The sequence below is a fragment of the Escherichia sp. E4702 genome (genome assembly GCF_963883545.1).
Taxonomy (GTDB): Bacteria; Pseudomonadota; Gammaproteobacteria; order Enterobacterales; family Enterobacteriaceae; genus Escherichia.
This window is the reverse complement of sequence record NZ_CAWORF010000003.1, coordinates 91,470-113,779: the sequence shown is the minus strand read 5'-3', so window position 1 is coordinate 113,779 and position 22,310 is coordinate 91,470. Positions and strand designations below refer to the sequence as shown.

Below are 22,310 nucleotides of genomic sequence, written 5' to 3'. Positions count from 1 at the left end.
TGCTACCTCTGGCATAACAAGTATATCGGGTAAGGGTTTCTGTTCCGCACACGCAGGTGCAGAGTATCGTTAAGATGTCCATATTGTTGTTTTAATCCCGCTAGTGATGCGCTACGGGTATTTAATATTGTTAAACCCTGATAATCGCTCCGGTTATTTCCGGGATAAATGTACTAGCGCAGTAACTATAATAGCCCCGACAATAAAACTTGCCGGGGCTTTTTTTGACGCTATTAATGACTTTCTTTTTCACGTAAACGCCAGGCGTGTAATAACGGTTCGGTATAACCGTTTGGCTGTTTCACGCCGAGGAAGATCAAATCGCTGGCGGCTTTAAAGGCACACGAGTTAGCGAAATTCCCCGCCATCGGACGATAAGCCGGATCGCCAGCGTTTTGCTGATCAACCACCTTCGCCATGTTCTCCAGCGACGCCTGCACCTGCTCTTTGGTCAGGATGCCGTGACGTAACCAGTTGGCAATATGCTGGCTGGAGATGCGCAGCGTTGCACGGTCTTCCATCAGCGCCACGTTGTGAATATCCGGCACTTTTGAACAACCAATCCCCTGCTCTACCCAACGCACCACGTAGCCCAGAATTCCCTGCACGTTGTTATCCAGCTCTTGTTGGATCTCTTGCGCCGACCAGTTAGCGTTTTCAGCAACCGGAATGGTCAGCAGATCGTCCAGCAGCGGTTCAAATTCAGCATTGAACTCGGTCTGGGCAATGTTGGCTTGCACGCTCTGTACGTTGGTTTGGTGGTAGTGCAGCGCATGGAGCGTAGCGGCAGTTGGCGACGGAACCCAGGCCGTGTTTGCCCCGGCACGTAACTGGTCGCCCTTCTGGCTGTACATGTCTGCCATCAGGTCCGGCATTGCCCACATGCCTTTGCCGATTTGCGCTTTACCGCGCAGCCCGCAGAACAGACCGGAAAGCACGTTATTGCGCTCGTAGGCTTTGATCCACGGCGTCGATTTCATCTGGTTTTTACGCAGCATCGGGCCCGCTTCCATCACCGAATGCATCTCATCGCCAGTACGGTCGAGGAAACCGGTATTGATGAACGCCACGCGGTTGCGCGCCTGAGCGATACAGCTACGCAAGTTCAGCGAGGTCCGGCGTTCTTCATCCATAATGCCCATTTTCAGGGTATTCGGTGCCATACCGAGCATTGCCTCAACGCGGGTAAACAGTTTGTTGGCGAACGCCACTTCCTGCGGACCGTGCATTTTCGGCTTCACAATATAGACGCTGCCAGTGCGCGAGTTTTTCTGCACTTTTAAATCATAGAGGGCGATCGCGCCAGTCATGACGCCATCAAGAATGCCTTCCGGGATTTCATTGCCTTCGCTGTCCCAAATCACAGGAATGGTCATCAAATGACCCACGTTGCGGATAAACAGCAACGAGCGTCCGTGCAGAGAAATTTCAGAGCCATCGGCGGCGGTGTACTGACGATCGTCATTCAGTTTACGCACGATTTGCCGACCGTTTTTCTCCATTTTCTCTTGCAGAGTCCCCTGCATCAGGCCCAGCAAGTTGCGGTACAGCAGGATTTTATCTTCCGCATCAACCGCCGCGACCGAATCTTCACAGTCGAGAATGGTACTGATGGCGGCTTCAACGATAACGTCGTTGATGTGCGCCGGATCGTCTTTGCCAATCCGCCCGTTGGCATCGATTTGCAGCTCAATATGCAGGCCGTTATTTTTCAGCAAAATGCAGGTCGGCGCAGCGGCATTGCCACGGTAACCGACAAACTGTGCCGGAGTACGTAACGTGGTTTCTTTACCATTTTTCAACTGGATACGTAATTGTTTGTTGACCACCTTAAACGCCACGACATCCTGATAGCTGCCGTTTTCCAGCGGTAGAGATTCATCGAGGAAACGCCGAACCCAGGCGATAACCTGCTCACCGCGCTGCGGATCGTAGCCGCTGACCATCGCCCCTTCCTGCGGGATGATGTCGCTGCCGTATAACGCATCGTACAGTGAGCCCCAGCGAGCGTTCGCCGCGTTCAGCGCGTAGCGGGCGTTCATTGCCGGAACCACCAGCTGTGGCCCCGCCTGACTGGTGATTTCACTGTCGATGCCCGTGGTTTCCACCGTAACGTGGTCCGGCTGCGGCACGAGATAGCCCAGTTCACGCAGGAAAGATTTATAAGCCGCTTTGTCTTTTACCGGACCCGGATTGCTGCGATGCCATTCGTCCAGCGCCGCCTGAATGCGATCGCGTTCTGCCAGTAAGTGACGATTTTCTGGCGCCAGATCGTGAACGATCTCATCAAAATTGCGCCAGAACGCCGCAGCGTCCAGCCCTGTTCCCGGTAAAACTTCTTCATCCACAAAACGTTTAAAATTGGCGTCAATGCGTAAACGGCCCTGGGTTATGGTTTGACTCATTGTTTATCTCCTCGTTTTCGCTTATTTCGCCAACACCGCTGCTGCCGCTTTCGCGACCTGCGCATCCTGTGCTCCGGTTAAACCAGAAACGCCCACGGCACCAATAATTTGTCCATCAACAACAACCGGTACGCCACCTTCCAGCGACGTCAGTAACGGCGCAGTCACGAACGCGGTACGTCCGTTGTTCACCATCTCTTCATAGCCCTTAGTTTCACGACGCCCCAGCGCGGCGGTACGCGCTTTCTCCTGGGAGATGTAAGCCGCAATCGGCGCGCAATCGTCCATGCGACTTAACGCCAGCAGATGACCGCCGTCATCGGCAACAGCAATGGAAACAGACCAGTTATTTTTCTGCGCCTCTTCCTGACCTGCGGCAATAATTGCACTCGCCATTTGCTGGCTAAGAATGACTTTAGTTTTCATTTTGTTATTCCTTTTCAAGGGCTTGTTCTACAATTTCAATCCAGTGACGCACAGAGGTTCGACCGGCGCTCGCCAGATGCGTCTGGCAACCAATGTTGGCGGTGACGATCATTTCCGGTTTGCCGCTTTCCAGCGCATTCATTTTGTTATCCCGCAGCTGGCGCGCCAGATCGGGATGCGTTAATGCATACGTTCCCGCCGACCCGCAGCACAGATGGCTGTCGGGAACGTCCGTTAAGGTAAATCCAAGACGAAGTAACACTTTTTCCACTTCGCCGTTCAGCTTTTGCGCATGTTGTAGGGTACACGGGCAGTGGAAGGCCAGTTTTTTATCGCCGCGAATTGCCAGTTTTTCCAGCGGTTCCTCGCGCAGAAGTTCGACTAAATCGACCGCCAGCTCACTGACCTGACGCGCTTTATCGGCATACAGCGCATCGTTTTTCAGCATCTGCCCGTACTCTTTGACAAACGCACCGCAGCCGCTGGCAGTCTGCAAAATTGCCTCGGCACCTGCTTCAATCGCGGGCCACCAGGCATCAATATTATTTCGCGCCCGCGCTAGCCCTTTCTCTTGCGCATTAAGATGATAGTCCACCGCGCCACAACAGCCTGCTTCATTAGCTGGCGTGACGCTGATCCCCAGACGATCCAATACTCGCGCAGTTGCCGCGTTGGTGTTGGGCGAAAGCGTAGGCTGGGCGCAGCCTTCCAGCATTAAAACCCGACGCTTATGGCGCAGCGGTGGACGCGGTTTAGCTTTCACCATTTCGGCGGGCAATTTTGCTTTTATCTGTTCTGGCAAAAACGGTCGCAGCACCAGCCCTACCTGCGTCAATGCGCGAAAGACCGCCGGACGCGGCACTACCTGGCGCAATCCTTCGCGCAGCATTCGCTCCGGCAGTGGGCGTTTCACTTTCTGCTCGACAATATCACGCCCGATATCCAGCAAATTGTGATAGCGCACACCAGAAGGACAGGTGGTTTCACAATTGCGGCAAGTGAGACAGCGATCGAGATGCTCCTGTGTTTTAAGCGTGACTTCGTTGCCTTCCAGCACCTGTTTAATCAGATAGATGCGCCCGCGCGGCCCGTCCAGTTCATCGCCCAGAAGCTGATAGGTTGGGCAGGTTGCGGTACAAAATCCGCAGTGAACACAGGCGCGCAGGATGCTGTCGGCTTCCAGCGCACGCGCGTTCTGCCGCATCTCTTCGGTTAACCGGGTTTGCATAGCCTGCTCCTCAAAGTTCCGCGTACATGCGACCGGGGTTAAACACGCCGCAAGGGTCGAGCTGCTGTTTAAGCTGCTGGTGATAGCGCAATAAAGGAGCCGGTAGCGGGGCAAAGCCGCCATCTCCGGCACTAAAGCGGGTCGCATGACCGCCAGCGTTGCGGGCGATGCGATGGATTTGATTGTCATCGGCTGTCGATTTCAGCCAGCGTAACGCCCCGCCCCAGTCGATCAGTTGTTCGCCGGGTAAATCCATCATCGGCGCATCGCTGGGTAATGAAATGCGCCATAAGGTACCTGGTAACGAGAAGAACGGCAGTTGTTGTTCACGCAATTGCTGCCAGAACTGATCCGCAACCTCTTCGCCACCCAGCAGTTCACGTGCCGCTTTCACCGATCCTTCACCGCCTTCAAGACGGATCCACAACGCGTTGTCGAAGTAACATAAGCCACTAATGGGTAGCGGCTGAAGTTGCCACTGGGCGATTTCACTCATGGCTTCTTGCAGGCTGATTTCCCGACGCAGGCTCAGGGTGGCGCGCGGTCGCGGTAACACTTTCATTGAGATTTCAGTGAGCACGCCAAGACAACCGTAGCTTCCGGCCATTAATCGCGAGAGATCGTATCCGGCAACGTTTTTCATCACTTCGCCGCCAAAACGCAGATGTTTTCCTGTGCCGGTAATGATGCGCGTGCCGAGGACAAAATCGCGGACCGAACCGCTCCACGGGCGACGCGGCCCCGCCAGCCCGCAGGCGACCATCCCGCCCCAGGTAGCTTCTTCACCATAATGCGGCGGCTCGCAGGGGAGCATTTGCCCGGCGCTCTCCAGCGCCGCTTCAATCGCCACCAGCGGCGTTCCGGCACGCGCGGTGATCACCAGCTCGGTCGGGTCGTAATTAACAATGCCGCGATGACAACGCACATCCAGCGTTTGCCCGGTGACAGGGCGACCTAAAAAGGCTTTGCTATTGCTTCCCTGAATCACCAGCGGCGCTTTATTACTAATCGCCTGATTCACCTGTTCCAGCAGCGCCTGGCTGTAATCACACTCGCGTAGCATCAGAAACGCTCCAGTTCAGGGAAAGGTAAATGACCGTGATGTACGTGCATGGCACCAAATTCAGCACAGCGGTGTAGCGTGGGAATGTTTTTCCCTGGGTTCAGCAAACCATCGGGATCAAACGCCGCCTTGACCGCATGGAAGGTCGTGATTTCATCGCTGTTGAACTGGGCGCACATTTGATTGATTTTTTCGCGCCCGATGCCATGTTCCCCACTGATGCTGCCGCCAACTTCAACGCAGAGTTCGAGGATCTTCCCGCCCAGCTCTTCCGCGCGGGCAAATTCGCCGGGTTCGTTGGCATCGAAAAGGATTAACGGGTGCATGTTGCCGTCTCCGGCATGAAAGACGTTGGCGACGCGTAAATCATATTGCTGCGATAAACGGGCAATGCCTTCCAGTACGCCAGGCAGGGCGCGACGCGGGATGGTGCCATCCATGCAGTAGTAATCCGGGGAGATGCGCCCCACCGCCGGAAAGGCGTTCTTGCGGCCAGCCCAGAAACGTACGCGCTCTGCTTCGTCCTGTGCCAGACGGACGTCAGTCGCGCCCGCTTTCAACAAGATGTCGTTAACCCGCTCGCAGTCTTCCTGTACATCAGACTCCACGCCGTCCAGCTCGCATAACAAAATCGCTTCGGCGTCGACGGGATAACCGGCATGAATAAAATCTTCCGCCGCGCGGATCGACAGGTTATCCATCATCTCCAGCCCGCCGGGGATAATGCCATTAGCGATGATGTCACCAACCGCAAGTCCGGCTTTTTCTACCGAGTCAAAGCTGGCTAACAACACGCGCGCCACGGGCGGCTTCGGCAGCAGTTTTACCGTTACTTCGGTGGTCACGCCGAGCATACCTTCCGATCCGGTGAACAGCGCCAGCAGGTCAAAACCAGGTGAATCCAGCGCGTCCGATCCCAGCGTCAGCGCCTCGCCGTCCAGCGTTTGCACTTCAATTTTCAGCAGGTTATGTACGGTCAGACCATATTTCAGGCAGTGGACGCCACCAGCATTTTCCGCCACATTGCCGCCAATCGAACAGGCGATTTGTGAGGAAGGATCCGGCGCGTAATAGAGATTATGCGCCGCTACGGCCTGGGAGATCGCCAGGTTACGCACGCCCGGCTGCACGCGCGCACGGCGCCCGACGGGGTTAATGTCGAGGATCTCTTTAAAGCGCGCCATCACCAACAACACACCTTTTTCCAGCGGCAGCGCGCCGCCAGAAAGCCCGGTGCCTGCGCCACGGGTCACCACCGGCACACGCAGGCGGTGGCACACAGCCAGAATCGCCGTCACCTGTTCCATCTGCTTAGGCAGAACAACCAGTAATGGACGCGTGCGATACGCGCTCAACCCGTCACACTCGTAAGGAGTGATCTCCTCATCGGTATGCAGGATCTCCAGTCCAGGGACATGCTCACGCAGTGCCATCAGTACCGATGTGCGGTCGACATCGGGTAAAGCGCCATCAAGACGCTCTTCGTACAAGATGCTCATGAGTAGGGTTCGCTTTGTTGTGTTGTGTGGCAGCTGATTTTTGCGCGCTGCTTCTGTGAACAGTTATTAAGCGGGCTTTTCGTTTTCGTCTATCTCTTTAGCTACCGGTCAGACCATTTTTTTTCCAGCTCTGTGACTTCGCATTGGTTAACTTAATGTTAAATTGATGTAACATAATCACTTGCGTGATGTGCGTGTTTTGCGAGTTAAGAACAGAAAAATTGGTCCTACCTGTGCACGAGGTCCGGGAATGAAAGATGAACGTCGCCCTATTTGCGAAGTAGTTGCTGAAAGTATCGAACGGTTAATTATCGACGGCGTGCTGAAGGTCGGGCAGCCGCTTCCTTCGGAGCGTCGACTGTGTGAAAAGCTCGGCTTCTCGCGTTCCGCACTGCGTGAAGGGCTGACCGTGCTGCGCGGGCGCGGGATTATTGAAACAGCGCAGGGTCGCGATTCTCGTGTCGCACGGCTTAATCGGGTGCAGGACACCAGCCCGCTAATTCATCTGTTCAGCACGCAGCCGCGAACGCTGTACGATCTGCTTGATGTTCGCGCATTGCTGGAAGGCGAATCGGCAAGGTTGGCGGCTACGCTGGGAACCCAGGCTGATTTTGTTTTGATAACCCGCTGTTATGAAAAAATGCTCGCCGCCAGTGAGCACAACAAAGAGCTTTCGCTGATCGAACATGCACAGCTGGATCACGCTTTCCATCTCGCCATTTGTCAGGCTTCCCACAATCAGGTGCTGGTGTTTACGCTGCAATCATTGACCGATCTGATGTTTAATTCGGTGTTTGCCAGCGTGAATAATCTCTACCATCGACCACAGCAAAAAAAGCAGATCGATCGCCAGCATGCGCGGATCTATAACGCGGTGTTGCAGCGACTCCCGCATGTCGCCCAGCGCGCCGCCCGCGATCATGTGCGGACCGTGAAAAAGAATCTCCACGATATCGAGCTGGAAGGCCACCATTTGATTCGTTCGGCGGTGCCGCTGGAGATAAACAAAGGGGGGATGTGAGCAGCGTTTTCCACCTATCCCCGAGGCGAGGGGGCTGTCTTGTGCGCTTAATGGGATCTGGAGTTAAATCTGCTTTTCATACAAGCGGTAACGCTTGTACGGCTCCGCCCCAATGCGTTCCAGCATGTTATTCATGCCTGTATTGGTTTCGAGGATCCATGACATCTCCAGCGCATCGATATTCCGGCGGGCAAACGGATCATGTAAGGCTTCAATCAATAACAGAGCAATCACCGGGCCGATGCGGCTGAACTGATACTCGTCGCGAACCCCCATTAGCGGCACTCGCGCGGTCCGCACACCGCTGACTTTCAAGCGCCACAGCAATTTTGCCCAGCCGAAGGGAAAGAGCGATCCGTTCAGATCGGCAATCGCCTCGTTGATGTTCGGTAAGCCGACAATAAACGCGCAGGGTGCAGAATCAATCTCGGCGATGTAGATCATATCGTCCGGCACCAGATACTTAAGTTGATCGCCCATGGTCGCAAATTCATGTTCGGTAAACGGCACAAATCCCCAGTTGTGCTGCCAGCCGGAGTTGAAAATCTCACGCAGGATCTGCATCTCTTCGGCAAACCGCTGACGATTGATGCAGCGAATGGTCACCTTTTTGCGCACCTGATCCATCAGTTTTTTTAGCGCCGGAGAGAAAGTGAGATCGGTTCGCTGCATCCACCACGCCAGTAAATCAATACCTTTGTGATAACCCAGTTGTTCAATATGCGCGGCATACCACGGTTTACCGTGCGGCATCATCGCGCAGGGAGGTGTATCGAAACCTTCAATCAGTAATCCACTTTCCTGATTGATATTCAGGCTAAAAGGTCCGCTGATCTTGCTTGCACCTTGTGACTTCAACCACGCTTCCGCTGCGCCAAACAACGCGGCAAAAACCTGCGAGTCATCAATGGCGTCAATCATGCCGAAATGACCGGTATCTTCGCCGTAACGCTCGCGGTGTAAGGTATCGATTTGCGCGGTAATGCGCCCTACTACCTGCCCTTCTTTTTTCGCCACCCATGCCTGCCAGATGATATGGTCCGTCCCCGGATTCTTCGCTGACAGATGCTCGCTGCGTTCAATGAATAAAGGAGGGATCCAGTTCGGATCATCGGGATAAAGTGACGACGGAAAAGCGATAAATGCTTTTAAGTCGTTTTTATTTATTACTTTTTCAATTTTAATCATCAGCAGATCGCATTCCATATCTTAGTGGATAACAAATAATTAATGCTGAAAATAAACAGCAACGGACGGCACCTTAAAAATCCATTCGGTGAATACAAGAAAAAATAAAATAATATTTATGAATAATTACGATAAACCAGAGCTACCATTAGCCGATCAACATGACTATTGTGGACTTAATGCGACCCGCCAGAGCATTATCTTAATATATTCATCAATTAAATATTATTCACAATAAACAGAGTTAAGATTTAAAGCATTATTTAAATCAATGTTCAATATCACACCAATGAAAATACTATCTCATTTATCTTTTATGCATATATAATCCACCGCATTATTGTCACTTTATTTTTGATATCCAATTTTTTCGTGGTGTATATGTCCAATAAAATTTTTACGCATTCCCTGCCTATGCGCTATGCCGATTTTCCAACGCTTGTTGATGCTTTGGACTATGCCGCGCTGGGAAGCGCCGGAATGAGTTTTTATGACAGGCGTTGCCAACTTGAAGAAAAATTGGAATATCAGACACTAAACGTGCGCGCCGAAACAGGAGCAAAGCGGCTGCTATCGCTGAACCTGAAAAAAGGCGATCGCGTGGCGCTGATTGCCGAAACCAGTAGCGGGTTTGTCGAGGCATTTTTTGCCTGCCAGTATGCTGGATTAGTTGCCGTACCATTGGCGATTCCAATGGGCGTCGGTCAGCGTGATTCCTGGAGCACCAAACTGCAAGGTTTACTGGCAAGCTGCCAACCAGCCGCGATAATCACTGGCGATGAATGGTTGCCGCTGGTCAATGCCGCGACGCATGACAACCCCAAATTACATGTTTTAAGCCACGCCTGGTTTAAGGCATTACCAGAAGCCGATGTTGCACTCCAGCGTCCAGTTCCAGACGATATCGCCTACCTCCAGTACACCTCCGGCAGCACCCGTTTTCCCCGTGGCGTTATCATCACTCACCGCGAAGTGATGGCCAATCTACGGGCCATCAGCCACGACGGCATTAAATTACGTCCGGGCGATCGCTGTGTCTCCTGGCTGCCTTTCTACCATGATATGGGGCTGGTCGGTTTTCTCCTGACACCTGTCGCCACGCAGCTTTCGGTGGATTATTTACGTACCCAGGATTTTGCCATGCGCCCACTCCAATGGCTTAAATTGATCAGTAAAAATCATGGCACGGTTTCCGTTGCGCCGCCGTTTGGCTATGAATTGTGCCAGCGCCGCGTGAATGAAAAAGATCTCGCTGAACTGGATCTTTCCTGCTGGCGCGTTGCGGGTATTGGCGCAGAACCCATCTCAGCAGAACAACTCCATCAGTTCGCTGAATGTTTCCGTCAGGTTAACTTTGACGATAAAACCTTTATGCCCTGCTACGGACTGGCAGAAAACGCGCTGGCCGTTAGCTTCTCCGATGAAGCCTCGGGGGTTGTGGTTAACGAAGTGGATCGCGACATCCTTGAATATCAGGGTAAAGCCGTGACGCCAGGTGTTGAAACACGTGCCGTATCAACTTTCGTCAACTGTGGTAAGGCGTTGCCGGAACATGGCATTGAAATCCGTAATGAAGCAGGTATACCAGTAGCGGAACGTGTGGTGGGCCATATTTGCATCTCCGGCCCCAGCCTGATGAGCGGTTACTTTGGCGATCAGGCTTCACAAGACGAAATTACCGCGACGGGCTGGTTAGATACCGGCGATCTCGGCTATCTGCTGGACGGTTATCTGTATGTCACCGGGCGCATTAAAGACCTGATTATTATTCGTGGGCGTAATATCTGGCCGCAGGATATCGAATACATTGCGGAACAGGAGCCAGAAATTCACTCTGGCGATGCCATTGCGTTTGTTACCGCCCAGGAAAAAATCATTTTGCAGATCCAGTGTCGGATCAGCGACGCAGAGCGCCGCACGCAGCTTATCCACTCGCTGGCGGCGCGGATACAAAGCGAATTTGGCGTAACCGCGGCTATCGACCTGTTACCGCCCCACAGCATTCCTCGCACATCTTCCGGCAAGCCCGCCCGCGCAGAAGCCAAAAAACGTTATCAGAAAGCCGTTGCCGCCAGTTTCCATGTGCAGGAATCTCTCGCATGAATCAAACTGTCGCGGTGACGGGCGCTACCGGGTTTATCGGTAAATATATTATCGATAATCTGCTCGCCCGCGGCTTTCACGTCCGCGCATTGACGCGTACTTCCCGTGCTCACCATAACGATAACGTTACCTGGGTGCGCGGTTCGCTGGAAGATACGCATTCACTTAGCGAGTTGGTTGCTGGTGCCGGTGCTGTGGTCCATTGCGCCGGACAAGTGCGCGGACACAAAGAAGAGATTTTTACCCGCTGTAACGTTGACGGCAGCCTGCGCCTGATGCAGGCGGCAAAAGAGAGCGGTTTTTGCCAACGTTTTCTGTTTATCTCTTCGCTGGCGGCGCGCCATCCCGAACTCTCCTGGTACGCAAATTCCAAACACGTCGCCGAACAACGGCTGACTGCAATGGCGGACGAAATTACGCTGGGCGTTTTTCGCCCGACAGCCGTGTATGGTCCCGGCGATAAAGAGTTAAAACCGCTGTTTGACTGGATGCTGCGCGGCCTGCTGCCACGTCTGGGCGCACCAGATACACAGCTCTCTTTCCTGCACGTCACCGATTTCGCGCAAGCCGTGGGTCAGTGGTTAAGCACCGATTCCGTACAGACGCAAACGTATGAATTATGTGATGGTGTCGCCGGTGGCTATGACTGGCAGCGCGTGCAACAACTGGCCGCAGCCGCCCGTCAAGGAGCTGTACGGATGGTCGGCATTCCTCTGCCATTGCTCACCTACCTTGCAGATGTCAGTACCGCGTTGAGTCGCCTGGCAGGTAAAGAACCTATGCTGACCCGCTCAAAATTGGGTGAATTAACTCATGTTGACTGGTCGGCAAGTAATAACCGTATTTCTGAAGATATTAATTGGTTTCCCGGGATTAGCCTGGAACACGCATTACGCAACGGGCTATTTTGATTGTCTTGTTTAAAGGTGTGTTAACGTTTCTATGGTAAATCGTGAAATAGTAATGGATTACATCCTTTCCTGTTTACAGGATTTGGTCGAAAACGGTGTGGAAATTAAGCCTGACAGCGATCTCGTCAACGATCTCGGCCTGGAGTCGATCAAAGTGATGGATCTCTTAATGATGCTTGAAGACAGATTTGATATTTCCATTCCTATTAATATTCTGCTGGATGTCAAAACCCCTGTGCAATTAATGGAAACACTACTTCCATGGCTGGAGAATAAATAATGGGGCTATACGATAAATATGCGCGTCTTGCGGGCGAGCGACTGCAATTTAGCGATAACGGGTTAACGCCGTTTGGCACCTGTATTGATGAAGTGTATTCCGCCACCGAAGGGCGTATCGGCAATAAAAAAGTGATCCTGGCCGGGACCAATAATTATCTCGGTTTAACCTTCAATCATGATGCCATCGCCGATGGTCAAGCAGCGTTAGCGACGCAAGGCACCGGCACCACCGGCTCACGTATGGCGAATGGCAGTTATGCACCGCATCTGGCGTTAGAGAAAGAGATTGCCGAGTTTTTCAATCGCCCTACCGCTATCGTTTTTTCAACCGGTTATACCGCTAATTTGGGCGTCATCAGCGCACTCGCCGACCATAACGCCGTGGTGTTGTTGGATGCCGACAGCCACGCCAGTATTTATGACGCCTGTTCTCTCGGCGGCGCGGAGATTATTCGTTTCCGCCATAATGACGCCAACGATCTGGAGCGTCGCATGGTTCGCCTCGGTGAACGGGCAAAAGAGGCGATTATCATCGTTGAAGGCATCTACAGTATGCTCGGTGACGTTGCGCCGCTGGCGGAAATTGTTGATATCAAACGTCGTCTCGGCGGATATTTAATTGTCGATGAAGCTCACTCGTTCGGCGTGTTAGGCGCAACGGGGCGCGGACTGGCTGAAGCTGTCGGCGTTGAAGATGATGTGGATATTATCGTTGGCACCTTCAGTAAAAGCCTGGCTTCTATTGGTGGTTTTGCCGTGGGTTCGGAAGCGATGGAAGTGCTGCGCTACGGCAGCCGTCCGTATATTTTTACCGCCTCTCCTTCTCCTTCCTGCATTGCAACCGTGCGCTCGTCGTTAAGAACCATTGCCACTCAACCAGAGCTGCGGCAAAAGCTGATGGATAACGCCAACCATCTGTATGACGGTCTGCAAAAACTGGGTTACGAGTTAAGCTCACATATTAGCCCAGTAGTGCCAGTAATAATCAGTTCGAAAGAGGAAGGTTTACGCATCTGGCGTGAGCTTATTTCGCTGGGCGTGTATGTGAATCTTATCCTGCCACCTGCCGCGCCGGCGGGCATGACGCTGCTGCGCTGTAGCGTTAATGCTGCCCACAGTCGCGAGCAAATTGATGCCATCATTCAGGCGTTCGCTACTCTGAAGCAGTAACGTGAGCCCGCCGTGGTGTTGCGCCACGGCGGGTTTAATGTTGACTGTCATACCAATACACCAGGCTCAACGCCACCAGTACAAACGCTATCGGTAAACCGAGCGCGGTAACGGGTGCGCTCAACGCAAATAGCAATCCCAGATTGACCATGATTTGGTAGCTGATCCAAGTGAGTAAGCCAACGATGACGCCTACAGCGAGACGGCTACCCATCCCTGGCGAGCGCGGGGCGCTAAAGGTAAACGGTACAGCCAGCAAAATCATCGCCAGGGTTAAGATCGGTTGCCCCAGTTTTTCCCACAGTGCAAGGCGGTATTCGCTGCTGGGTTGCCCGGTTTCCTGCAAATAATGGATGTAATGATTAAGCTGACGGACAGAAAAAGTATTCCCCGGCATCGATAACTCTTCAAGATTCATACTGGTGAAGGCCGATTGCCAGGCAAGATTATCTAATGTTTCCAGCGTTTCTTTGCCATTCAGCCATTTTTTATGATTCACACCATGCAAGATCCACGTTTTGTCGTCTTCAATGGTGGCGCTGCGTGCATAAATGTAGGATTCGAGCGAGAGATTGTCGCGGTAATGAAATATCTCCACGCCCACCGGCTGGCCCTGCTCGTTTAGCGATTTCACCGTCACAAATTCATTACCGCGCCTGGCCCACAGCATATTGCCAGTAATGTCATTGTCCTCCCCCAACGCGGTGGCGGTCGATTTGATTTGCAACGCCTGTTGCTGCAATGGCGACGCCACCCACTCATCTATCGCGCCTAACGAAACAGTCCACAATATCCCGGCGACCAGCGCCACCAGTGCAATACGGAAGATAGAAAACCCCGTGCTGCGAATGGCGGTAAGCTCACTGTTTTTCGATAACTGCCCGAGACCAACAATCCCACCCAATAAGGCGATAAACGGCGAAAGTTCGACCAGTGTGCGCGGTAAGGTCATTAGCACCACCAGCACTGCCTGAGTCCAGCGATAACCGCCCGGACTGACATCATCCAGTTCGTTAATCAGGTTGAAGGTGGTAAAAAGCGGCAGCAATAGCCCTGCGGCGGCGGCAAAACCGAGAAAGAGGTAACGGATTAAATAGCGACTGAAAACATTCATCGGGAAAATTTCTGCAGCAAGGAGAAGTCGCGTGCGACCAGCATCAACAGGCCCATTAGCATGAGTCCGGGCACTAACCACAAACCAGGAATGAGGGGAATAGCGCCGTTAGCCACCAGCGTACGGCAGACGTCGCCGCCATAAAAAATGGCAACAAACAGCAACGTCAGTGGCAGTAACGTTGAAAATCGCCCTTGCCGCGGTTTTACCCGACTTAAAGAAATAGCCAGCAGAGCCATTAACAACGCTGTCAGGCCACGGCTTTGTCGCCATTGCAGTTCGGCATGATCGGCAGGAAATACAGAGCGCGCCAATTCCGCGACCGATTTCGCTTTACGTTTGACGTTGGCACTTTGATCCAGTGGATTGAGATGTAACTGCAGATTACGGTAGATCTGTTCGTTGTCGTCACTGCCCTGATGATCGAGTATATAAGCCGTGCCGGTATGCAACATAACGGTTGGCTTCTCCGGAGAGGGGTCAACAACATCAAGCGAACGGGCGCGGAAAACGCGGGTTCGATTGGCGGTAGAGGTGTAAATCAGCGCGTCAGTCAGGCGATTATTGTCTTGATCAACCGTCTGCGAAAGGATCATTCGTCCGTTATCGTTAGTGTTAAATTTCTTTGCCCGCAACTGGCGAACATCCAGCTCCGACTGCGACTGTTGTTCCAGTTGATAAATCTGCGCATAAGCCCAGGGCCGACCATACATCGACAACAGCGTGACAAAAATGCTTAATGGAATTGCCAGATACAGAACGGCTTTATACAAACGTGTGGGACTGGCGCCCGCCGCAGAGATAGCGGTAATTTCCGAGTCGGTATACATCTGCCCTAGCGTCACGCCAACTGACACATACAGGCCCACTGGGAGTAACATTTCAAGCGCTATCAGCACTTTGTAGAAAACAACATTAAGTACCACATCAAGCGCTAAAGTCCCATTGGCTGCTTCGGTCAGGTAACGCTGTGCAGAGTAACTGGCGAAGATAAAGATCAAAAAACCAACGATAATCAGCACCAGACGGCGTGTACCACGCATGATGTAGTGTTCAACCAGCTTCATCTCACTAACGCCCTCAATCCTTTGAGTTTTTTATTCATTGATCAGCTTCTGCGCCAACGCAATGACCTGATCAACTTCTTCTGGCGTCAGGCTGCCGTCCTTCGCCCACTGAATTTGCCCGTATTTATTCAGCACCAGAATGGTTGAACTCTGTTCCGGCAGTTGCCAGGCAACGCGCCCCAGACCGCTGCCGTCGATTACGAATTGCGCCCACGGATAACGGCGTTTATTTTTTTCAATTTTACCTGTCACAAAATAGCCGGTGCCAAAGATGGCATCATCGGTGTTCACAATGGTGGTGGGCTGAAAACGATCCTGAGGAAAGTTTGCTGTTTCTACTGCTTTGATTAACAGAGAGTTCTTCTTCTTCGCTGACTTTCGCCCGGCGATATACTGAATAATGCGGACTTTTCCTTTCAGTTGCGTGCTGTTCCACTTTTGATAGTAAATTTCGTCATTTTTGAGCAGTAATTCGCCACCGTCCTGAATATAAACAGGTGTGACCGGTTTTCCGATGACGAAATTGTGCGCAGTAGCGCAGAACGAGAAGAGTGAAAATATCAGCGCAGTAATCAGACGAGAGGGCATCATTACTCCGGTTATAGCGGAAAACGCGAAATCAGCAGTTCTAAGCGCTGACGAATATCGCTGTCGAGTGCCACTGGCGCATCATACGATTGGCGATTGTCCAAATCATCCGCCACCATGTCGTCGTGCTTATCCCCCATCAGGCCATTAATGGCCGCCAGGAAGCGGGAAATCTGCAACGCCTCTGTATTTTCGGGATCAAGCGATCTTAGAGTGTCGTAATAAGAAACCTGCTGACTGATGATTTTTCGCACATCATGAAATTCCCTGCCGGTTAGCTGCGGCCTGGCAATAATTTCTTTCAGGATGCGCATTTGCTTCTGCCGATAAGCGATAAAACCATTAACGCTTTCTAGCTGGCTATGGCGTAATGAATAGTTCACCAGCCACCAGACAGGAGAGCTTAAATAAATACGTAACAGGTTGCCGTAATACGACACAATATTTTTCTTACCGTTACGAAAACCATCCTGAAAACGCCCCAGAAAAACGGTCGTTTTGCCAAATAAAAAACCAGCCTGATGCTTCTTTAAATACAGCCGTTGCGCAAAACGCAGATGCTTGTAGCGCGCTCGCATGTATTTATACTGTTTGCGTTCTTCGTCGGTAAGAGAGTCACCTTTAGCCTGCTTCAGAGTCAGGTGGAGCAACGCCTTGCGATTGACGCCGTCCAACCAGAATCTCAGGCATAATGCATAATTATCATGAATAATTTCCGATGAACAACGCAGTGCGATCGTTGGTGGTAAGCTAACTTGAGCGTCAACAACATCATCTTCTTCGACCGCGATAAATAAACGCTCACTGACCTCAAGTGGAAAATATTTTTTCATCATTGGGATTTTTCTCCCACTGCGTTATAGGCCAATAAATGGCGTTGAAAGAACGCCTTTAATGTCGGAATTAACGAGAGCACCACATCAAGACATTGCCCACCGAAGTAAGCAAATGCTGCCCCCAGCACGCCAAACAGATGGCAGAACATGAACAGCAACACGATGTAGCCGATAGAGGCGATGGTTTGTGCCACGAGAAAAGCACGCTGTTTCCCTGCCATTAGCAATAATGACTCCTGTGGGAAACCCAGCATCGAAATAACAATGGCTCCGAGCATCACCTGGATCAGGTCATACGCTTCGAGATACTTAACACCAAACACCAGTGAAATAAGTGGCTTGCCAACGATTAACACGGCCAGCGCCACCAGAATGCCAATCCCACCTGCCAGCAATCCAGACTTCACGCCCAGGAGCCACGGTCTGGTGGTTCGTGGATCTAATCGCATGACTTCAGGGTAAAAACTCTTACCCAACAAACTGGCGGGCGTCCCGGCGGCATCGAAGAATGTCATGGCGATTTTAAATAACCCGGCAGCAGCTGGCCCTAATACGATCCCCACCAGTACCGTGCTACATGAATTACGCGCCGACCAAATGGAATGGGCAATGTTGGTTGACCAGACAAAACTCCATGCGCCTTTGATGTGTCGGGCAGACTCAAACAGATTCAATTTGAACGCGTTATGGATATTTCTGCGGCGTAATTCGCGCGCGGCAAACCACCAGTACATGGTGCCGCCAACCAGATTCGATGCGTACCAGGCGATAACAAATCCGGCAAAGCCAAAGTTAAAATACCAGGCTATTACGCTGCCCGCCGCACGCAGAAAAGGTTTCGTCGCCTGCTGTACAGCAATTAAGTCGAAGCGATCAACCGCACGCAGAATGCCGGTCGGCGTGGAGGAAGCCATTGAAGGAATGAGCGTGCAATAGAGCGCCGCCAGCCAAAAGCTTTGGTCATCCAGACCTAATGAATGGGAAAGGAATGGCAGTAAGGCAATGCCGCCGACAATCGCCACCGCGCCGCTGACGATATCCAGCGAGAAGGAAAATGAGACAACGTTACGGAATTGCTGGGGATTATTGTTGGTTAATGCTGGCGTTCCGTACTGCACCACCAACTGCCATGTCTGAAACTTAATAAAATCACTAATCGACTTGGCATAAGACTGTATGACGACAAGTACGCCAAACATCGCTGGCGTCATTCCTTTACCGGCGCACGAAAGCGCCAGTAAGCCCAGCAAGGCACTCACGACATTGCTGGAACCTAACCAGGCGCTGTTACGAATAATGGTGCGAAAGGCTCCATCTGCAAACCAATGTTTGATGTTAAAACCTGCCAATTCAGCCTGACCTTATCGTTGAAAAATGAAAAATATCCAGCCTGCCTTAAGTCAAACTTCGGCGGTCAGAAACGATGGCAACCAGAGAAACCGCTTTCAGTGCCTGTTCCAGCACTTCGCTGTAGGGCGCTCTGGAATCAATCTCTAAAATTTTTGTGCCGTTATAGCCAATCTTCGACATGACGCCGATTTTGTCCTGCAGCTCGGCATAGTCATGGTCAGGCTTGCGGGAAATGGCAGTATCAATATCAATCCCCAAACGAATGATTAATTCAGGACGGTACTGCGCCATTTGTTGGTATAACTGTCGCTCGCGCTGCGCCAGAAATTGGTTGATTTTCCCGGTCGCGCGCTCGACGCCAATCCCCGGCCCGTCATAATAAAAACCGGAAATTTCCGCCTGCGGAAAGCGATCGCTGACCACCAGAACGCCGCTTTGCGCCAGTCGCTGGACCTTGCGCAGATTCGCCATTCTTCGCAGCGAGAAGCAGTACATAATCACCGCCGCCCAGAGCGCCGGAGAGCGAGTTTTCATGCTTTGGGTTTTCGAGGATTTTGCCGCCAGTCGCCGCTCCAGCCAGACACCAACCAACGGTAATCGTTTGATTTTGTCACCGTCTTCGCCCGAGAGCAGCCCCAGATAGCGCCGCTCGGTTTGCCAGTGCTGTTGCAATGATTTCACCAGATCGGTGGTCAGCGTGGATTTGCCGGTGCCATCGCACCCGACCACCGCAATTAGCCCCGGAATGTAGCTGGGCTGCGGCGCGGTAGTGCTGTTAACAGCTTGCGTTTGTAGTGCATCCATTCTTTAAATCATCCCCTATCCATTTTGGTGATCAGGAAAGTGCGGCGTGAATTGCACGTAGTGACGCTTGCAGGATTTCATCGGCTGGTTGCCGACCATCCAGTTCAAGGATCCTGGCGCCGTTGAAAGTCAGTTGCGGCGTAACGGCGATTTTTTCCTGTAACGCTGCCAGTTGATGGTCAGGTTTACGCGAAAACGCGGTTTGTTCATCAATGCCAAGACGAATCAACAATACGGGCAAATAAGACGCCATCCATTGGTACAGCTTCAGCTCGCGCTGCCTTAACATTTTTACCCAGCCATTACCGCCTTTAGTTTTAGCCAGTTGTGGGCCATCAAAACGAAAGCCAGGGACTTCAACCTGCGGGTAACGGTCGGTAATCAACAAAAAGCCATGCTGGCTTTTTCTCAACATTTTGCGAAACTTGTACGCACGCCAGCAGGAAAGCGAATAGATAACCAGCGCGGTAATATTGCCGGGCGGTGTTGAGGGCTTTTCATGCACATGAGCTGCCTTACCCCGCAGATAACGCCCAAAAGGGGCGCCAATTATAGGGAACTGTGAAATCCATTCGCCAATTCGTCCGGACGATTGCCCGAGATAAATGTGTTCTGTTGGCATTATTGCTGCCAGTTCATTCACCAGGCTTGCCGTGAGGGTCGATTTACCTGAACCATCACATCCTACAATGGCAATAACACGCACTGGCGTGGAATTAATTATTGACATATTACGTTGATTCACGAAAAACCCGGCAGCAAATAATGTATTGAATATTACGTGGTCCGTGCTCAGAATATCCGTTCAACCTTATTGTGACAATGGTTAATTGTGACATTGACCTGAATTACGCTTTCATAAAAACATATTAACCAGATAAATATTTTGGATGGATATTTAAATTTAAGGATATATTCATGCAGTCAATAACACCTCCATTAATAGCCGTTATTGGTAGTGATGGTTCAGGCAAGTCAACGGTGTGTGAACATCTCATTACCGTTGTCGAAAAATATGGCGCCGCAGAAAGAGTTCATCTCGGAAAACAAGCCGGTAATGTCGGTCGTGCAGTGGTAAAACTGCCCTTAATGGGAAAGTCGCTTAATAAATCTATTGAACGCAATAAAGTGAAAACAGCAAAAAAATTACCTGGACCAGTTCCGGCGCTGGTAATTACAGCGTTTGTCGCCCGCCGCTTACTGCGCTTCCGTCATATGCTTGCCTGTCGTCGTCGCGGGTTAATTGTTTTGACCGACCGTTATCCGCAGGACCAGATTCCTGGCGCTTATGATGGTACGGTGTTCCCGCCTAACGTTGAAGGTGGCCGGTTTGTGTCATGGCTGGCAAGTCAGGAACGTAAAGCATTTCACTGGATGGCGAGCCATAAGCCCGATCTGGTCATCAAACTCAATGTCTCCCTGGACGTGGCCTGCGCACGTAAGCCTGACCACAAACGAGAATCTCTGGCGAAGAAAATTGCCATAACGCCAAAGTTAACCTTTGGAGGCGCGCAACTGGTTGATATCGATGCCAACCAACCGCTGGAACAAGTGCTGGTTGATGCGGAAAAAGCGATAATGGATTTTATGACAGCGCGAGGTTATCGCTAGTCAGAAGTGATAATGCCCGATCGCAGGACCGGGCATTAACAGGAAGGTTAGATAAGCTGCAATGCAATCCAGTACAGACTACCAGACAGAAAAATTGCCGCCGGTAAGGTAAACACCCACGCCATCAGGATACTGGTTACCGTTTTACGCTGTAACCCACCGCCATCTACCACCATCGTCCCCGCCACCGCAGAAGAGAGTACGTGAGTTGTGGAAACAGGCATCCCAATATAACTGGCAAGACCGATAGATACCGCCGCCGTCATCTGCGCCGCCATCCCTTGCGCATACGTCATGCCGCGCTTACCAATTTTCTCACCGATGGTCATCGCTACACGGCGCCAGCCAATCATGGTGCCTATACCCAACGCCAGTGCTACCGCCATGATGATCCACACCGGAGCGTACTCAATGGTGCTTAACATATCGCTGCGCAGTTTTTTCAGCAGGCTCTGGTCTTCTTTGCTAACGCCTGGCAGTTTCGCCAGCTTCGCAGAGGTATCAGAGATACAAAGCATAATACGGCGCAGCTGACTGCGTTGACTTACGTTTAACGGCTCGTAGCTTTCCATATTGCCCGGCAGCATCGTTTTAACGCGCGCAATCGCATCAAAGGTATTTGCCGGATGACAGTGAAACTCCGTCACTTGCGTGCCATCAGTCGATGCCGCAGGCAATGGAGGTTCCATCGCAATTAACTTCTGCGGCAGTTCAGGATGCTGTTGCAGATAGTGTTCGAAGTTAGTCACTGCATCGCGGGTACGGGTAATTTCATAGCCAGACGCATTCATATTGACGACGAAACCAGCGGGCGCTATCCCCACCAGCACCAGCATCACCAGGCCGATCCCTTTCTGCCCGTCGTTCGCGCCGTGCGAAAACGCCACGCCCGCAGCGGAAACAATCAGCGCAATACGCGTCCAGAATGGCGGCTTACGTTTGCCTTTTTTCTTTTTGCGATCTTCAGGAATGCGGTGAATACGGTCACGCTTTTTCGTCCCGCTCCAGAAACGGCGCAGCAGGAAAATCAGACCACCCGCAATGACCAGGCCGACGATGGGGGAGACAATTAACGAGGAGAAAATCTTGGTCACTTCACGCAGGTTTAACGCATCCATCACCGACGAGCCGGTTAACAGCGCGTTGGTCAAGCCGATGCCGATAATCGCGCCAATCAATGTGTGTGAACTGGAGGCCGGTAAACCAAAGAACCACGTTCCCAGGTTCCAGATAATCGCCGCCAGCAGCATGGAAAAGACCATCGCCAGACCGTGGGTTGACCCCATATTCAGCAACAAATCGGTTGGCAACATATGGACGATGGCATAGGCGACGCTAAGTCCGCCAAGCAATACGCCAAAAAAGTTAAAAAATGCCGCCATCACCACGGCAAGTTGTGGCTGCATGGCACGAGTATAAATAACGGTTGCCACCGCATTCGCCGTGTCATGAAAACCATTGATTGCTTCGTAGAACAACACAAATGCCAGAGCAAGTAATAACAAAAGCCCTGTGTATATATCAAGGCCAACAAATAAATTTAGCATATATTAGATTACGCCATTTTGAATTTACGAACGGACGCATTATCAGTGACTTTAACGGCGTGGGCAAAGTGAAATATCATTTTTTAACGATAAAAAG

At 51.8% G+C, this 22,310-nt stretch carries 20 protein-coding genes; 6 read left to right on the top strand and 14 right to left on the bottom strand.

Features of this window, described 5'->3' with window-relative positions:
- Nucleotides 1–233 precede the first annotated feature (233 nt).
- The 5 genes from glcB to glcD are packed head-to-tail and all read right to left on the bottom strand — an operon-like array spanning nt 234 to nt 6,621.
- Complete coding sequence (glcB, locus tag AACU94_RS01075) at nt 234–2,405, bottom strand: malate synthase G (RefSeq protein WP_135488765.1); 2,172 nt, start codon at nt 2,403–2,405, stop codon at nt 234–236.
- A gap of 21 nt (nt 2,406–2,426) precedes the next feature.
- Nucleotides 2,427–2,831 carry a GlcG family protein gene (locus AACU94_RS01070; protein ID WP_000853256.1) on the bottom strand — a complete coding sequence of 135 codons (405 nt, stop codon included), beginning with the start codon at nt 2,829–2,831 and terminating at the stop codon, nt 2,427–2,429.
- A 4-nt stretch (nt 2,832–2,835) separates the two neighbouring features.
- Entirely contained in the window at nt 2,836–4,059 is a 1,224-nt protein-coding gene (glcF, locus tag AACU94_RS01065; RefSeq protein ID WP_135488764.1) for a glycolate oxidase subunit GlcF, read from the bottom strand.
- 10 nt (nt 4,060–4,069) lie between these two features.
- The gene (gene glcE / locus AACU94_RS01060; protein ID WP_135488763.1) at nt 4,070–5,122 is read right to left on the bottom strand and encodes a glycolate oxidase subunit GlcE; all 1,053 of its coding nucleotides are present in this window, start codon (nt 5,120–5,122) and stop codon (nt 4,070–4,072) included.
- A complete protein-coding gene (glcD, locus tag AACU94_RS01055; protein ID WP_135488762.1) occupies nt 5,122–6,621 on the bottom strand; it encodes a glycolate oxidase subunit GlcD in 1,500 nt (499 codons plus the stop codon). The genes glcE and glcD overlap by 1 nt, the downstream gene beginning before the upstream one ends.
- 250 nt (nt 6,622–6,871) lie before the next feature.
- Here glcD and glcC point away from each other — a divergent pair, with 250 nt between their 5' ends.
- Nucleotides 6,872–7,642, top strand: coding sequence for a transcriptional regulator GlcC (gene glcC / locus AACU94_RS01050; RefSeq protein ID WP_135488761.1), 771 nt, complete (start codon nt 6,872–6,874; stop codon nt 7,640–7,642).
- Nucleotides 7,643–7,705: 63 nt separating this feature from the next.
- Here the strand turns inward: glcC and yghO are convergent, their stop codons facing one another.
- Complete coding sequence (yghO, locus tag AACU94_RS01045) at nt 7,706–8,848, bottom strand: protein YghO (protein WP_205713089.1); 1,143 nt, start codon at nt 8,846–8,848, stop codon at nt 7,706–7,708.
- A 363-nt stretch (nt 8,849–9,211) separates the two neighbouring features.
- Here yghO and AACU94_RS01040 point away from each other — a divergent pair, with 363 nt between their 5' ends.
- Genes AACU94_RS01040 through spt form a run of 4 tightly spaced genes read left to right on the top strand, consistent with a single transcriptional unit; the run spans nt 9,212 to nt 13,296 of the window.
- Nucleotides 9,212–10,933 (top strand): fatty acyl-AMP ligase, encoded by a 1,722-nt coding sequence (locus AACU94_RS01040; protein ID WP_240726414.1) that lies wholly within the window; start codon nt 9,212–9,214, stop codon nt 10,931–10,933.
- Nucleotides 10,930–11,844, top strand: a complete 915-nt coding sequence (locus AACU94_RS01035; protein WP_135488759.1) for an NAD-dependent epimerase/dehydratase family protein — start codon at nt 10,930–10,932, stop codon at nt 11,842–11,844. Before AACU94_RS01040 ends, AACU94_RS01035 begins: the two co-directional genes overlap by 4 nt.
- Before the next feature lie 31 nt (nt 11,845–11,875).
- Entirely contained in the window at nt 11,876–12,124 is a 249-nt protein-coding gene (locus AACU94_RS01030; protein WP_001697422.1) for an acyl carrier protein, read from the top strand.
- Nucleotides 12,124–13,296 (top strand): serine palmitoyltransferase, encoded by a 1,173-nt coding sequence (gene spt / locus AACU94_RS01025; protein ID WP_130223993.1) that lies wholly within the window; start codon nt 12,124–12,126, stop codon nt 13,294–13,296. The genes AACU94_RS01030 and spt overlap by 1 nt, the downstream gene beginning before the upstream one ends.
- Before the next feature lie 34 nt (nt 13,297–13,330).
- Here spt and lptG read toward each other — a convergent pair whose 3' ends face one another.
- The 7 genes from lptG to AACU94_RS00990 are packed head-to-tail and all read right to left on the bottom strand — an operon-like array spanning nt 13,331 to nt 19,800.
- A complete protein-coding gene (lptG, locus tag AACU94_RS01020; RefSeq protein WP_130223991.1) occupies nt 13,331–14,410 on the bottom strand; it encodes an LPS export ABC transporter permease LptG in 1,080 nt (359 codons plus the stop codon).
- Nucleotides 14,407–15,477: an LPS export ABC transporter permease LptF gene (lptF, locus tag AACU94_RS01015; RefSeq protein ID WP_130218124.1), complete on the bottom strand. Its 1,071-nt coding sequence runs from the start codon at nt 15,475–15,477 to the stop codon at nt 14,407–14,409. The genes lptG and lptF overlap by 4 nt, the downstream gene beginning before the upstream one ends.
- 30 nt (nt 15,478–15,507) lie before the next feature.
- A complete protein-coding gene (locus AACU94_RS01010; protein WP_130218311.1) occupies nt 15,508–16,065 on the bottom strand; it encodes a YtfJ family protein in 558 nt (185 codons plus the stop codon).
- An 11-nt stretch (nt 16,066–16,076) separates the two neighbouring features.
- Nucleotides 16,077–16,901, bottom strand: a complete 825-nt coding sequence (locus AACU94_RS01005) for a hypothetical protein (RefSeq protein ID WP_130223987.1) — start codon at nt 16,899–16,901, stop codon at nt 16,077–16,079.
- Nucleotides 16,898–18,250, bottom strand: coding sequence for a lipopolysaccharide biosynthesis protein (locus AACU94_RS01000; protein WP_130223985.1), 1,353 nt, complete (start codon nt 18,248–18,250; stop codon nt 16,898–16,900). Before AACU94_RS01000 ends, AACU94_RS01005 begins: the two co-directional genes overlap by 4 nt.
- Before the next feature lie 46 nt (nt 18,251–18,296).
- Complete coding sequence (locus AACU94_RS00995; RefSeq protein ID WP_130218130.1) at nt 18,297–19,055, bottom strand: hypothetical protein; 759 nt, start codon at nt 19,053–19,055, stop codon at nt 18,297–18,299.
- A gap of 31 nt (nt 19,056–19,086) precedes the next feature.
- Nucleotides 19,087–19,800, bottom strand: coding sequence for a dTMP kinase (locus AACU94_RS00990; protein WP_135488758.1), 714 nt, complete (start codon nt 19,798–19,800; stop codon nt 19,087–19,089).
- A gap of 173 nt (nt 19,801–19,973) precedes the next feature.
- On the opposite strand from AACU94_RS00990, the gene AACU94_RS00985 reads away from it, so the two are divergent.
- Nucleotides 19,974–20,666 (top strand): dTMP kinase, encoded by a 693-nt coding sequence (locus tag AACU94_RS00985; protein WP_130208019.1) that lies wholly within the window; start codon nt 19,974–19,976, stop codon nt 20,664–20,666.
- Between the two features lie 47 nt (nt 20,667–20,713).
- On the opposite strand, the gene pitB is transcribed toward AACU94_RS00985, so the two are convergent.
- Nucleotides 20,714–22,213, bottom strand: coding sequence for an inorganic phosphate transporter PitB (gene pitB / locus AACU94_RS00980; RefSeq protein WP_130223981.1), 1,500 nt, complete (start codon nt 22,211–22,213; stop codon nt 20,714–20,716).
- Between the last annotated feature and the right edge of the window lie 97 nt (nt 22,214–22,310).